We start from the raw sequence: 13,359 nt of genomic DNA on the forward strand, positions 1-13,359 counted from the left end.
TAAAGAAGAAGTAATGCCTTATAACTAATTCGTTTAGGAGCCAATAGTGAAGAATCAGGAAAAATATCATAAAAAGGCAAACTCACAAATACAAAAAGCCGGATTCTTCATTTTAAGTTTTAATTTTTTAATTTTTAATAGTTTTAATTCTTTGCCAGTAATGGCGGCAACTGAAGAACCTGTATTGAGCGTAGTGCATAGCCAAGAAAATGCAAATCAATGGAGAGGCATAACTGACCGCTTACAGACAATAGGGGTGAAATATTGTGTAATTCCTTTAGCTGATGTCAGGAGTGGGGCAGATTGGGGCGATCGCCGGGTATTATTTTTGCCGAATGTCGAGACATTAACACCAACCCAAGCGATCGCTCTCGAAGAATGGATGAGTAAGGGAGGGCGTTTGATTGCCAGTGGCCCTGTAGGTAGTCTGTCAGCGCCGGGAGTGCGCCAATTATTGCGATCGCTGTTGGGAGGTTATTGGGGATTCAGCCTCAGTGACACAGAACAGATCAAACCCACAAAAACCAATATTTCAGAATGGGCAAATCAAACTGAACTCTTTGGCAAAGTGCATGGCGGCGTTGTGATTCCTAATGATATGAACAGTGAATCTCCTGCTGTTTGGAATTCCAAAGATAATCCAGCCGCAGTAGTAACAACTGAGCGTTCCACCTTTATGGGCTGGCGCTGGGGAACAGACACAGCAACAGATGCGACGTTAGATAATGCCTGGTTGAAAGCTACTCTCAATCGCTATTTGACAGCGCCACCGCCATCGAATCGCATGAAAAAAGTAGCAGGAGGTTCCCCAAACTGCAGGGCAACAGTGGCGGCTGTGACGAGGGTGCAGGGCGAAACAATTCAAAATTCAAAATTCAAAATTCAAAATTACTCCCCCTCATCCCCCTCATTCCCTCCTCCTAAAATTGCCACTGCTCCCATACCTAAACCGCTTCCTACAGTCAAACCCCCAAGTTCTCAAGAGGCTATTGACCAATTAGAACAAGCGGTGCGTCTGGATGTTGCACCCAACTCCAATGATCCGATTGACAACAACCAAGCGATCGCTCTCCAGCAAGAGCTAGAAAATCTGATCGGTCGGGTGGAAAGCGCTAATTTAGCAGTGTCAGCCGATGCGGCTAATGTTGGTGAAGTTACATCTGAAGCTAAACAGTCCTCTAGGCATCTGGACACCTACAGTTCCCAATCTCTCAAAGAGCAACCTACGCAATTGGCCTCAACTAAACTGGGGGCGCTAGGCATGAGTAAAGAGCAAGCCTTGGCACAGGTAAAGGTCATTGCCAAAAACTTACCCCTATTGATTGCCCAAAAAAACTATGCTCTAGCTCGTCAGCAGTGGCTGAAAGCTAAAACGACTTTGTGGCAGCAGTTTCCTGTTGACCAAAGAGTAGCTCAACCAGAAATTCGGGCAGTTTGGTTAGATCGGGGGACAATTGTTCGTGCTGGTAGCAAGGCGGGACTAGTCCAGATTTTTGATCGCCTAGCTCAAGCTGGGATTAATACTGTCTTTTTTGAAACTGTTAATGCTGGCTACACCATTTATCCGAGCCAAGTTGCAAAAGAGCAAAACCCACTAATTCGTGGGTGGAACCCACTGGAAGATGCAGTGAAATTAGCCCATGAGCGAGACATGGAATTACATGCTTGGGTTTGGACTTTTGCTGCCGGTAACCAACGTCACAATGAAATTCTCAACCTTAATCGTGATTATCCAGGGCCAGTGCTGGCGGCTCATCCCGATTGGGCAAACTACGATAATCTTGGCAACATGATTCCCGTTGGTCAAACTAAGCCATTCTTCGATCCAGCTAACCCCGAAGTGCGTAAGTATTTGCTCAAGCTATATGAGGAAATTGTCACTCGCTATAACGTAGATGGTCTACAGCTAGACTACATTCGCTATCCTTTCCAAGACCCATCAGCAGGTCGAACCTATGGCTATGGCAAAGCTGCAAGAGCGCAATTTCAGCAACTTACTAGTGTAGATCCAATAAATATTTCCCCTAGTCAACCAGACTTATGGCAAAAGTGGACGACATTTCGCACCCAGCAGGTTGATAGCTTTGTTGCTCAATTATCACAGCAGTTGAGACAAAAACGACCGAATTTGATTTTATCGGTTGCAGTATTTCCTTTGCCAGAACTAGAGCGGATTCAAAAAATTCAACAAAACTGGGAAACTTGGGCAAGGCAGGGGGATGTAGACTTAATTGTTCCCATGACTTATGCTCTGGATACTCCTCGCTTCCAACGACTGGCCCAACCCTGGATCGCCTCTAAACAATTGGGATCTACCTTGTTAGTACCGGGAATTCGCTTACTTTCTTTGCCAACAATTGGGGCATTCGATCAACTCCAGTTGGTAAGGGACTTGCCAGTTAGTGGTTATGCCCTCTTTGCCGCAGAGAATTTTAATAACGATCTCCAAAAACTCTTTAGTAGCACCCAAGGTAGGGTTCAATCTACAACAAATGAACCCATTCCTCACCGCCAGCCTTTTCAAACTGCCGCCATTCGTTACACCGCACTGCAACGAGAATGGAAATTTGTTTTCCAAAATGACCAACTACAAAGACCGGCTCAGACAATATCAGATTTTAACAACCAGGCAGAAGTTCTACGCAGTGCTTTAAATCAGCTTGCCGCTTCCCCAAATCCTAGCAAGTTACTAGTGGCGAAAGCCTCTCTAACTCGGTTTCAATCTCAATTTCGGGTATTGATGAGCCAAGAGCTTAAGTCAAATTCCTATCAAGTCAAAGTTTGGGAAAATCGGCTTGTAACTATAGAAAGGCTATTACGTTACGGCGAACGGCGCTTGCGTCTTTAGTCAAGGGGGAAGGTGGCAGGGAGCAGGGGAGAAGAGTTTTCCCCTCTGCCCAATACCAATACTCAATTTCCAACTAGCTAGATATTAGCTACTTTGTAATTCTTAACACACTTTTTGTAGTATCTATAACCTAAATATTATTATTTGTTTGGTGTCAAAATATTGGAAAATACTTAATTAAGAAGTTTTAAATAACTATTTTTTTATAATAGCTATTATATAAATATATACAAGCGTTATCTCAGCTTCTAAGGCTAGTAAGCTTAGAGACAATAATTGACCCTTCGCTATAGATGCTTGTGCCTTAAATAGCAGGATTAGATGCGATCGCACTGATGGAAACATAGGGCAAGAATATTTAAGCTATTCAGCTATGCAGATAGCAAAGCGCTCTACAAAAGATGATATGGTAATGATTGTAGCTTCAGAAACTAGCTTGAAAACAGCCACTTTTTTTGATGTTATGTATACCTTGACATAACCTTAAATATGTAATATTTTTTAACAGGAATCAGTGTTAATACTAATAGTATAGTAGTTGGATCTATTGCCAGTTGTAAATAACCAAGGTCACATTATCATTTTCATCATGGCTGAAAGTCTCTGTCAAGAACTAGCAGAAAAAACAGAGAAAACTAGAGCTAACACTAGTATTGGTTCCTTTAAGGTAGAAAGTCAAATTTTCGTTGACAGCCAAGTACTGAAGTACAAATGGTTACTAGTAAGCGTTATAGTACTTAAACATACAACAGGCGAACCTGCTCGCCTCATTGGAGTTTCTGTGGATATTACCTCCTGTGTACAGGCAGAAATCTCATTTCGTGAGAGTGAAAGACAATTTTGCCCCATCTTCAACAGTTTCTTCCAATTTATCGGGTTGCTGATAATAAAGGATATGGTGCTTGAAGTTAAGCAGACAGCGCTCCACTTGGGAGAACTACAGCCACAAGATGTAGTTGAGTGTCCATATTGGGAGATATGGTGGACGCTACTTGTCAACCAAGAACATCTGCAATATTTACTCTCCTCCAGCCCAGCAGTAATTTACACCTGCAAGATTTATGTAGTTGGTAGGACATTTATTAGGGAAAATATTGTCGCTAGGAGCTATCAAGTGCAGGAAATGCTCAAAAAACCTAACTTTTGGGCTAGTAAACTTCATTCGTTGTTAGATTTTTTTCTTGCACCATTAATATTAGGTATCAGATTAGAAATAAAGTTTTTAAAAATGGGATATATACCTATTTAGGTTAAATTGCGATAAATATATGGATAGCAGTACAGTTTTTTGTCATTTTTGCATAACAAATAAAATATAAATTGAGGTAATTTATGCCCAAAATTTTAATAATAGAAGATGAAGAAGCTGTTCGTGAAAACATTTTGGATTTGTTAAAAGCTGAAAGTTTTGAAACTATTGCTGCGGCTAATGGCAGAATCGGATTACATTTGGCTATCTCCGAAGTTCCCGATTTAATTCTCTGTGATATGATGATGCCACAACTTGACGGTTATGGTGTACTAACAGCGTTACGTCAAGATCCATCAACGGTAACAATTCCCTTCATTTTTCTCACTGCAAAATCTGCAAAATCTGACTTCCGCCAAGGTATGAATATGGGCGCTGATGACTATATAACTAAACCTTTTACTCGGGCTGAGTTATTAAGTGCCATTATGAACAGATTGGAAAAGCATGCTACTTTAAAAAGGTATTTATCTCCTAAAGCTGTAATTAATAACTTGTCTCCAAAGATGCAGCTATTAGAAATAAGTTTACACCGCGCTATCAAACAACATAATTTTGAAGAGTTTGAAATTCATTATCAACCAATAGTCGATATCGCTTCTGGAAAAATAGTAGCAGCTGAAAGTTTGTTGCGCTGGCAAAGTCCGGAGGTGGGACTGATTTACCCGACAGAATTTATTCCGTTAGCAGAGTCTACAGGCTTAATTGTTCCACTTGGAAAATGGGTATTAGAAAAGGTCTGTCAACAAATAAAAATATGGCGTGATTTTGGAATATATCCCTTAGTCCTTGCTGTAAATTTATCAGTAATTGAATTCAATCAGCCAGGTTTTATTGAGAAAATAGTCAAATTTATAGATGTTAATGGTTTAAAACCACATTATTTAGAACTAGAACTTACTGAAAGTATGATTATGCAAGATGTAAATAGTGCGATCGCAACTATGAGCAAATTGCAATCGTTGGGTGTAAAAATTGCGATCGATGATTTTGGTACAGGCTATTCTTCTTTAATCTATCTAAAAAACTTACCAATTAATACATTAAAAATAGACCGTTATTTTATTCATAATGTTGCAAATGATCCACAGAAATCAGCCATTACTAAGGCATTAATTCAAATGGCTCATAATCTCAATTTAGATGTAGTTGCTGAAGGTGTAGAAACGGAAGCGGAACTAGCTTTTTTACGCCAACACAACTGTAATTCTATGCAAGGCTTTCTATTTAGTCGTCCATTGCCAGCAGCAGAATTTGAAAAATTTTATTGACTAATAAATACTTGTATATTATGAATATTGTGGATTGAGCATTCGGAAATGGGAGTGTAGGAGTAAATGATTTTCTCAGTACCTAGTACCTTAATAGGGTGAGTAACTCAGAAAAATCGGACTTTAGACTGGCGACAATTATTAAGTCTCAAGTCTAAAGTAAAAAAATTGTGTCATAGTCTCTACCATCATGAAAGTCCCTGCGCGTTTGTTGCTGCCAGTTTTTTTGCTGACCTTAGTAGCAGCCTGTAAACAGACTCGCGCTTCCTCAGACAATTCCATACCACAAACACCTGTACCTTCTGCTCAACTGACACGGAATTCTACACAATCAAAAGATATCGTTCGGACTGAAACACTTTCACCCACGCGCATCCGGATAAATCTGAAGAATTTACCAGCACCCTTCGCAACAGAAAGTGCCTCTAAGCGACCTGAAGTTGTGCCCATTCCGGAAAACCCAGTGCTGCGCGTACCACCAGGGTTTACAGTTAACGTCTTTGCAGAAGGTTTAGATGCCCCACGCTGGCTAGCTTTAACTCCCAGTGGTGATGTCTTGGTGACTGAAACCGGGCAAAACCGCATTCGTCTGTTACGTGACAGCAACGGTGATGGCGTAGCTGATGTTCGAGAAACCTTTGCTAGTACGGACAACGGACTTAATAGACCTTTTGGTATGGCTTTTGCAGGTAATTCCTTTTTTCTGGGGAATACAGATGCTGTACTACGTTTTCCTTATAAGAAAGGTCAAAATAAAATTACAGACAAGGGAGAAAAGATTGCCGACTTGCCTTCTCAAGGTTATAACAACCATTGGACGCGCAATGTTGTAGTCTCGCCCGATGGCAATAAATTATATGTTTCAGTTGGTTCAGGAACCAATGTCGATGAAGAACGCTTACCACGGGCTTCAGTACAGGTGATGAATTTGGATGGTTTGCAGCAACAAACTTTTGCTTCCGGCTTACGTAATCCTGTTGGTTTAGACTTTCATCCTGTAACTAAGGAACTTTATGCCACTGTCAACGAACGCGATGGAATCGGTGATGATTTGGTTCCAGATTATCTAACACGCGTTAAACAGGGAGCATTTTACGGCTGGCCTTATGCTTATCTGACACCAAATAACCTAGATCCGCGCCAAAAGACGGATGACAAAAGTAAACGTCCCGACTTAGCAGCCCGTACCCAAACGCCAGATGTCTTGTTCCAGGCACACTCAGCAGCATTGGGTTTGCAGTTTTATGATGGTAAAACGTTTCCAGAAAAATACCGGAACGGTGCTTTTGTAGCTTTTCGTGGTTCTTGGAACCGCGATCGCGGTACTGGTTATAAAATTGTGTTTGTTCCCTTCGATCCTAAAGGGCGATCGCTTGGCTACTACGAAGACTTTCTTACAGGATTTTTGCTAAATCCTTCTGTACCAACCACTTGGGGAAGACCTGTAGGTTTACTCGTGTTACCAGATGGTAGTCTACTACTAACAGAAGAAGCTAATAATCGGATTTATCGGATTCAGTACAAGGGAGGTTAAAGAATTCATACATTCAAACATTTAAAAATTCACGGATAGGATCTTTTGCCTAGAGTAAAGTTAGAGCAGTTGTCATTAATAAAAATGTTGTGGCTGCATCCCTCTATCGAGGTTTATCCTATTTAGGGTAAATTACTAAAAAATACTAATACTCATCTGGTTGAGAAATTAATTATGACTTCTAATGAAAATAATACTCAGTCAAATATCAACGAATTATCTCCACATTCAGGTACACGATACTGGGGTGAAGTAGAAGTGATTGAGGAGGGAGAAACCTACAGAATTAGTCGTCTTGAAATTAAACCCAGACACGGAATTAAACCACAAATTCATTATCATCGTAATGAACATTGGGTTGTAGTCTCTGGTGTAGCAAAGGTGACTTGTGGAGAAAAAGAAATATTACTGAATCGAAACGAATCAACTTATGTTCCCGCAGCTACCCTACATAAGGTTGAAAATCCTGGACAGATTCCGCTAGTTCTTTTGGAAATTCAAAATGGTGAATATTTGGGCGAAGATGATACGGAACGCCCTTATGATTTAAATTTGATTAAACCTGTAGCTGATAGTCAGTAAGGGCTGGGGATGAGGGGAGGAAGAATTTTAAATTTTGCATTTTGGATTAAATCCAATACAGTTCAGTTAAGCATTTCTTTCTTCTCTCTGCGTCCTTGGCGTCCTTGGCGGTAGCCTGCGGCAAGCCGAAGCGTCTACGTTAAAAAAATTGAGTTTGACAAAGAGTTTTAGCCTTAACTGAACCGTATTGGGATTAAATCTCAATCTCAAATCCAAAATCTCAAATCCAAAATTTAATTGCCCATCCCAAATCAAAACCATCCTTCTTGTTCCAGGGTTTCAATCAGCTGTAAACCACGGGGATCACCCACTCCTAACAGTGAGGCTTTAGCATCTGCCCGAACTCCTAAATCTTGGTCTTCGGCAAAGGCTTGAATTAAAGCGTCGATAGCTGTGGCATAAACTACATTAGAAGGTAGTTCGCGGCACAGTTGACCAATTGCCCATGCACTATTACTCCGCACTGCTTCCACAGGATCTTTGACTAAGGCTTCAATTAATGGTGGTATTGCCCCTATAACAGCTTCATAACCCACATCTGCCATTTGTGCTAAGGCGCTAGCAGCCCACAAACGGACTGCGGAAATGTCAGTTCTGAGGGCATCTGCTAGGGGCGGTAAACAACGGCGATCGCGACAGTTTCCTAAAGCCCAAACAACACCTTTACGCACATAGCCGTTCCAATCACTGTTTAGTTGAGCAATTAACGGACTCACTGCCTCTGAACTAGGATTGCGTCCAAGGCCATAGGCTGCACTCACCCGCACTAAGGGACAGGTATCGCTTAATAGGCGAATCAAATGGGGGGTAGCACGCGCATCTTCTATATCACAAAAAGCACGCGCTGCTAACATTCTTTGCTGTGGCTGGGGATTTTCCAGCAGGGCTAGCATCACTTCTGGATCTGGTTTTGCCACAACTGATTCGTCAGTTAGCGGCTCTATTTTATCTAGGGGGCTTTCTAGCTCCTCCTCAATATCGAGTAGGCTGAGATCGTCTTCGTCATACATAATTTCATTTCAATCCCTTTTCGGGATTAACACAAATCCCCCGCGCCAATAAGTTAAAGCTTTATAAGTATTAGTTGCGTAATTATACACTTTCCTTTCTCCTCATCGAGTTTTATCCAAACGAGTAACGCCCTAACTCAGACGCTTAAGTATTTTACTGCGATCCTATAATTTATTTTTCTGCACTCAGGAATTTTACCATCCACAGGGATTGGGTTTGATAACCTAACTGATTGTAAAGATTTAATGCGGATTTGTTTGATTGAAAAACTTGCAATCCAATCTGGCGATCGCCTCTTTGAATAGCCCAATTTTCCACATATCGCATCAACGCTCTACCAATACCCCGTCGCCGATGTTCTGGTACAACGTAGAGGATAAAGATATGAGCATGACGCTTCCCATTTACTTGATCTATGGAATTGCCTACCCAGAGGCAGGCTATGGGTGGATGGGCATTGCTCATTGGGAATGGGGCATTGAAAATAGACAGAGGGGCAGGGTGCGGGGGGCAGAGGGGAAAATTCTCTTTTGCTCCCTGCTCCCTCATCTCCTGCTTCCCCTCCTGTTCTACCCACCACAAGGGCGTGTCGTTAGAAAAGTATTGGTTAACGGTTTGCTCTAGGTGGGAGAAGTCTTCATTGGAAAAGAGATCCTGGTAAGTTCGCTGCATGAATTTAAGCAGCAGCGCCCGATCCAAAGTGGAACCACGGCGAATAATATACCCAGGTAGTAGTTGCTCAGACACTTCTGATGTTTATTGACTTAGCTAGTTCACGTTATATGCTGCTGGTGGAAAATCAGTTGGAGTGGCTTGATAACTCACTCCAACTTGTTCAATTGGTGCGGGTGCTGCCATATCGGAGGGTAAAAATATTCGGGCGCTGACTGCCACTAGGGCAAATAAAAATACTAATACTGCAAGCAGTGGGGCGATGTATTGACGAAAAATAGCCATATTTTAATTGCAAGAAGCTAGGAACTTTTATGAGAACCTAGCTGAAGATTTGTGAAGTATTCTTGATTTATTTTAGCAATTTTCTGTGCATGGGAATTGGGCATTGGGCAATACTTCTTTCCCCCTGCTCTCCTACTCCCTCTGGCGATCGCGCTCTAGGTCATCAAGGACTCTCTCACAATACCAATTCTCCGGCATCCCAGGATAAGTCTCCTTTGCTTGTTCAATTAACCGTTCGGCAGCCGCAGTGTCACCGGACAATTTAGCGATTAGCCTGTTTTTGAGATAGCTATCAGATATACCATCGTCTACCTGGTTTGGTATCCCTTGATTTATAGTTGATGGCCGGGACTGATCTCTCCGCAACTGCCAAAATAAAACGTAATAAAGTGTACCAAAAATTAAAATTAGGCTGAGTGTTCCGAAAAAAGTTAGGAGGTTAAATGCTAGAAATCCCAGAACTAACTGCGACAGAACATACCCAAGTAATAAACCAGTGAGTAAGAGAATAAATGTGCCGACAGCAATAACTACTTGATTCCCCATATATCCTCTTGTTAGTCGTCTAATCCTGGTCTGGATAATACTACCACTGGCTTTGGATTCCAAGGGGCAAAGAATGGTAATAATAGTAATCCCGGCAAAGCGGCTATCGCTGTAAGTAGAAAGAATGTAGACCAGCCGGTGGCTTGTGCCCATGTACCTGCTGGAGCTGTAACAATATCTCTACTAAAAGCTTGCAAACTCGAAAGTAAGGCGTACTGTGTAGCTGAAAAGCTTTGGTTACAAAGACTCATCAAAAATGCTACAAAAGCAGCAGTTTCTAAACCAGCACAAAATTGTTCTATATTAACGGCAGCTAACATTAGATAAAAGTTTTTACCTACTACTGCTAACGCAAAGAAAGCCAAGTTACCGACAGCTTGCAATATGGCAAATATCCATAGCGAACGATTAACACCAATTTTGGTCATTATTGCTCCTGCTGCCAAGGTGCCAATAATAGTAGCGAAAATTCCTAATGCACCAGGAAATGCAATATCGGTTTGAGTAAAATGTAAGCCTTTATCTAACAAAAATGGGGTGGATACATTCTTTAGTAAAGAATCTCCCAACTTGTAAATCACAATGAATATCAGGATTAAAAGTCCTTGTAGCCAGCCATGACGCTGGAAAAATTCAATGAACGGTAATTTGACGGCGGCGGATAAAGTCTGAGGTGGGCGATCGCGTAGGACTGGTTCTGGTGCAGAAATAGAACTTACTAAGCCCACGAGCATCAACAGCGACATCAACAAGTAAACAGCTTGCCAAGGCATCCTATCTGCCAAAAATAGGGTTACATAACCGGTTACTAAAATGGCAACACGATAACCCAATAAGTAAAGAGATGCTCCAGCACCTCTTTCTTCTACTTCCACGACATCAGTGCGGTAAGCATCAACTAAAATGTCTTGGCTGGCGCTCAAAAAGGCAACGGTAACAGCAGCAATTATTAAAGGTTGTAACCCTTGGGATGGGTGTTGTAGAGCCATTGCAGCTATACTTAACAGTAATGCTACTTGTGTAATTACCAGCCAACCTCGACGGCGACCCAAAAAAGGCGGTACAAATCTATCTAGTAAAGGCGACCAGAGAAATTTTAAAGAATAGGGTAGCTTTACTAAACTAAAAGCGGCGATCGCTGCCAAGCTAATTCCTTCTTTAGTCAACCAAGCTTGTAATGTCTGACTGGTTAAATACAACGGCAACCCTGATGAAAAGCCAAGAAATAACAAAGCTCCCATCTTCGGGCTGCCAAAAATCCGCAGCAGCGATTTATTTCCTTGCACAATCTTGAAGATTCCTTTTATTTAATTGAATTGCAGTTATCTTGCCATAACTGCTGCCTAATTTCGTGTAAGTACACAAACCTGCTAAAGTTTTCTTTATTTAAGATACATATCAGCAATACTCTAACACTGTGATTATTGCTTAATTTTCCTTAATGGAATAAACCTGATGTCCCCTGATTTCTACCCGATGTGCAGTAAGGCATTTTTCCCAACCTTCGCGCGTACCAATGTCGCTTTTGTGATTGAGCAATCCTAATTGTTCTTCTTGTTGGGTGAGTTTAGCGAATTCTTCGTAGCGTGGGTAGTTGCTAGTAACAAATGTTTCCTTACGGTGCAAAATTGGCGGGTTTGCCCTAGTTTCGTAGTCTCGATGAGTGACAGATAGGGTTTTTAAATCAATACCGATGCTGGCTTTTAAGGCAGGATGAGGATCAGTGTCGAATTCCGGGTAAGACAGATAAGAGATTTGCGGTTTATCAGTATGATATTTGATTAATGTAGCTTCATCGACACGGCCAATTGTACGGCTAGCGCAACCCTCACAAATTCGTAGTACAGGGTCAAGTGCTGCTAGTGCGGAAACATGGACGTAAAGCGCACCGCGCGTGTGTTTACCAATTTTACTTTTTTCGCAAGCAGTTTGAATCACCCCAAGTTTACCTAAGCTGAAAAGCTTTTGGTCGGCGACTTGACAAGCTTCTTCATAACTACTAAAAAAGGCTTTGATATCGTGACGCATTTCTGGCGCTAACTTTTGCCATGCAGGACGTTTATCAAAGTGGGTGAGGGCGAGATAAACTTGGATATCTAGAGAACGACGATAAGCGATCGCATCCCATTCTGCTTCATCAGTCGCTTGCAAAACTACACCAAAGGCGCGACGGAAGTTACCAAATTCGCTCAGTAATTCCTGTTCATTTTCCAATTCGCCTTTCACAGGTAGTCTACCGCGCTTGGTAAAAAAAGCCATTAATGGTTGCAGCTGTTCTTGATAATCTTCAAACCGCTTAGTGGGAATGCGGACTCGCGGTGTAGAGGTGGTAGAAAAGAAGCGGATAGCTTTGTAACTTTCTTTTTCCGCATCATCTCGAAAAACAAAGTAAACGCCTAGTGCGATCGGTACTGCATCTACATTTAATACTTCATCAATATAAGTTTTGAGTTCTTCTTGTTCGTAATACTTCTGAAAAGTATTCCGGCGCGTCACAATGCCATCATTGTAAGCAAGTTGGGTTTTACTGGGAGCGTTAATTAGTATTTGAGCCGCGACAATTAAAACTTTCCCAGTGAGTTCCCAGGCTTGGATCAGGCTTTGACGGCGTTCTTCTGCGTCTTCAATAACGTTGAGGACATAGCCCAAGTTAACCACATCGGCGGGGATGCGTGGGACATCGGGATAGTAGTAAGGGTCCCAGCCTGTACTGGTGTAACCTAAGTTTTTTACTCGCTGGACATCACCACCGTAGCCGCAGCCGTAGTCAAAAAAAGTAGTGTCTTGATTGAGGATTGACCCTTCTATAGCCAATCGTACAGGGCGAGATATGTCAGTGCGAGCGATCGCAGCTCTATGACGCTCAATTTCTACAACTTCAGGCATAATATTAGTTGTCAGTTAACAGTGAACAGTTAACAGTCAACTAATATCCTTTCAATTTTTAACCGCTAGTTCAATTAAATCTTCAATTTTCTTGATATTTGGATCGCCTGCTAAGTAACCAATACCGCGATGCAAATGTAAGCGGAATTGAGTGGCGAGGGTTTCTTTGTCGGTGGGATAGCCGTCATTGTGACAGCGTTGTTTGAGGGCAAGGAGGAGAATATCAGACATTTCGCCACCAAAAACGCGCCAACTCATTTCGACGTTGCTATCTTGGGGAATTGGGACGGGGGAAGGTGTGGTTGCTTCTGCAAGAGAACGACAAAACGCCCAACGACATAGAATATTCCATTGGTCGATTTTAGTGCTGCGTTTAAGTTTAGTAAGTTGGTCTTTAGCTGTTTGGGAGAGTTTTATTCTTTCGATTGGGGATTCCATAAGTTTTTGATTAACGAACCGCAGAGGCACAGAGGAA

Annotated in this window: 12 protein-coding genes; 5 read left to right on the forward strand and 7 right to left on the reverse strand. The window is 41.9% G+C overall.

Going from position 1 to position 13,359, the window contains the following annotated elements:
• The first annotated feature begins 46 nt into the window (after positions 1-46).
• The 5 genes from RMZ43_RS23810 (at position 47) to RMZ43_RS23830 (ending at position 7,484) form a co-directional block, all read left to right on the forward strand.
• The gene (locus tag RMZ43_RS23810; protein WP_322653260.1) at positions 47-2,848 is read left to right on the forward strand and encodes a family 10 glycosylhydrolase; all 2,802 of its coding nucleotides are present in this window, start codon (positions 47-49) and stop codon (positions 2,846-2,848) included.
• Between the two features lie 547 nt (positions 2,849-3,395).
• Positions 3,396-4,097 carry a hypothetical protein gene (locus RMZ43_RS23815; RefSeq protein WP_428850925.1) on the forward strand — a complete coding sequence of 234 codons (702 nt, stop codon included), beginning with the start codon at positions 3,396-3,398 and terminating at the stop codon, positions 4,095-4,097.
• Positions 4,098-4,180: 83 nt separating this feature from the next.
• Positions 4,181-5,368: an EAL domain-containing response regulator gene (locus RMZ43_RS23820; RefSeq protein WP_322653258.1), complete on the forward strand. Its 1,188-nt coding sequence runs from the start codon at positions 4,181-4,183 to the stop codon at positions 5,366-5,368.
• A 190-nt stretch (positions 5,369-5,558) separates the two neighbouring features.
• Positions 5,559-6,902, forward strand: coding sequence for a PQQ-dependent sugar dehydrogenase (locus RMZ43_RS23825; protein ID WP_322653257.1), 1,344 nt, complete (start codon positions 5,559-5,561; stop codon positions 6,900-6,902).
• A gap of 174 nt (positions 6,903-7,076) precedes the next feature.
• Positions 7,077-7,484, forward strand: a complete 408-nt coding sequence (locus tag RMZ43_RS23830; protein WP_322653256.1) for a phosphomannose isomerase type II C-terminal cupin domain — start codon at positions 7,077-7,079, stop codon at positions 7,482-7,484.
• Positions 7,485-7,735: 251 nt separating this feature from the next.
• Here the strand turns inward: RMZ43_RS23830 and RMZ43_RS23835 are convergent, their stop codons facing one another.
• From RMZ43_RS23835 to dndE, 7 genes are all read right to left on the reverse strand, one after another.
• A complete protein-coding gene (locus tag RMZ43_RS23835) occupies positions 7,736-8,494 on the reverse strand; it encodes a HEAT repeat domain-containing protein (protein ID WP_322651014.1) in 759 nt (252 codons plus the stop codon).
• Between the two features lie 172 nt (positions 8,495-8,666).
• The gene (locus tag RMZ43_RS23840; protein WP_322653255.1) at positions 8,667-9,242 is read right to left on the reverse strand and encodes a GNAT family N-acetyltransferase; all 576 of its coding nucleotides are present in this window, start codon (positions 9,240-9,242) and stop codon (positions 8,667-8,669) included.
• A 21-nt stretch (positions 9,243-9,263) separates the two neighbouring features.
• On the reverse strand, positions 9,264-9,452 hold the full coding sequence (locus RMZ43_RS23845) for a hypothetical protein (RefSeq protein WP_322653254.1): 189 nt from the start codon (positions 9,450-9,452) through the stop codon (positions 9,264-9,266).
• Between the two features lie 132 nt (positions 9,453-9,584).
• Positions 9,585-9,998 (reverse strand): ABC transporter permease, encoded by a 414-nt coding sequence (locus tag RMZ43_RS23850; protein ID WP_322653253.1) that lies wholly within the window; start codon positions 9,996-9,998, stop codon positions 9,585-9,587.
• Between the two features lie 11 nt (positions 9,999-10,009).
• On the reverse strand, positions 10,010-11,284 hold the full coding sequence (locus tag RMZ43_RS23855; protein ID WP_322653252.1) for an AmpG family muropeptide MFS transporter: 1,275 nt from the start codon (positions 11,282-11,284) through the stop codon (positions 10,010-10,012).
• Between the two features lie 142 nt (positions 11,285-11,426).
• Positions 11,427-12,884, reverse strand: a complete 1,458-nt coding sequence (locus tag RMZ43_RS23860) for a DNA phosphorothioation-associated putative methyltransferase (protein ID WP_322653251.1) — start codon at positions 12,882-12,884, stop codon at positions 11,427-11,429.
• A 51-nt stretch (positions 12,885-12,935) separates the two neighbouring features.
• Positions 12,936-13,322: a DNA sulfur modification protein DndE gene (gene dndE / locus RMZ43_RS23865; protein ID WP_012410821.1), complete on the reverse strand. Its 387-nt coding sequence runs from the start codon at positions 13,320-13,322 to the stop codon at positions 12,936-12,938.
• Between the last annotated feature and the right edge of the window lie 37 nt (positions 13,323-13,359).

This window comes from Nostoc sp. CmiVER01 (assembly GCF_034531135.2).
In the GTDB taxonomy this organism is placed as follows: Bacteria; Cyanobacteriota; Cyanobacteriia; order Cyanobacteriales; family Nostocaceae; genus Nostoc.